At 41.2% G+C, this 1,231-nt stretch carries 1 protein-coding gene; it reads right to left on the bottom strand.

Annotation, left to right across the window (positions count from 1 at the left end; genetic code table 11):
- Positions 1-121 precede the first annotated feature (121 nt).
- The coding region (locus tag INF29_RS14335; protein ID WP_193487398.1) for an IS110 family RNA-guided transposase at positions 122-1,231 on the bottom strand (1,110 nt) is incomplete at its 5' end.

The following is a 1,231-nucleotide window of genomic DNA, read 5'->3' as shown; positions in this document are numbered from 1 at the left end:
AGCCTGCAAATAAAAAGTCAAGGCTAAATTAAAAGAACATTGAAAATTTTATACAGGTTGAAAATTGGGTATCAAAATAAGACCACCACACCAGTGCTGGTCTGAAAATTGTAGTGGATAATTAGGATTCTGGAAGAGTTGCAAGATATTCTTTCACTCGACCATAGTAGATTCTTAGAAACTTGTTGGCACCCGCTGTCATGTAGACATAGTAAGGTTTACCTTGAGCACGTTTCTTATCTAAAAACCGATATACAGGGTCATCCTGTGGCTTGGTTTTAATCAAAGCATCCATTACTTGAAACAAGGTTTTCCTGAGCTCAGAAGAACCACGCTTTGAAGTTGGCACACTTTTTTGTTCATAAATACCGGATTCATTAACACCGGGATCTACACCAGCAAATGCAGTAATAGCACCTTTATGAGTAAATCGTGAAACATCTCCAATCTCAGCCATGAGCTGAGGACCAAGTGAAGGCCCAACCCCTTTCATATCCATAACAATAGGATACTCGGGTAGTTTTGAGGCGGTTTCATTCATCAAGGTACGTAGTGATTCAACGGTTGTAGAAGCACTATTAAGCTGGTCAACAGCCTGCCTGATAATAAGCTTTGTAAGGTCATCCTTTGGAAGTACAGGAACAAGCTCCTTTGCTTTTCCATAGATTTCCTCAGCCTTTGACTGGCTGAAGTTGTACTTCTTGCGTTTGCACCAGTTTTGATAATGGCAGGTAAAAGCATTTAGAGACATCTTACGGACACAGTCCACATGCCAGTATGTAGATGCAAAATCAACCCATTTCTGGCTGCCGTCACTGCGAGCAGGACTGTCAAAGTAAGCATTCACGCCAGGATAGGTTTGGTCAAGGATTCCAATGAGATTATTCTTCATAGCCGTCTTATGCTTCATATAAAAGCTGAACTGACGGTTCATGGTTTTAAGCTGATTTCGTAATTCATCCATAACACTATACTGTTTGAGATTGTGCCACTTGTCAAGTGCATATCGGGCAATCTTAACAGCGTCAGCTTTGTCAGATTTGACTTTGCGGAGGGAATCGTTATCAAAATCCTTGATAAGCTTTGGGTTAATGGCACTGACGAAAAGATTTGCTTCGGAAAGTTGATGGGCAAGGACTTCGTAATAACGTCCTGTATGCTCCATTACAATTCGAGATTCGCCTTCAACAGAGTTGATGAGCTCAACAAGTGAATGGATGTCACTGGCTGT

It is taken from the genome of Anaerotignum lactatifermentans (assembly GCF_014982935.1).
Classification (GTDB): domain Bacteria; phylum Bacillota; class Clostridia; order Lachnospirales; family Anaerotignaceae; genus Anaerotignum; species Anaerotignum lactatifermentans.
This window is presented reverse-complemented; position numbering and strand designations above follow the sequence as displayed.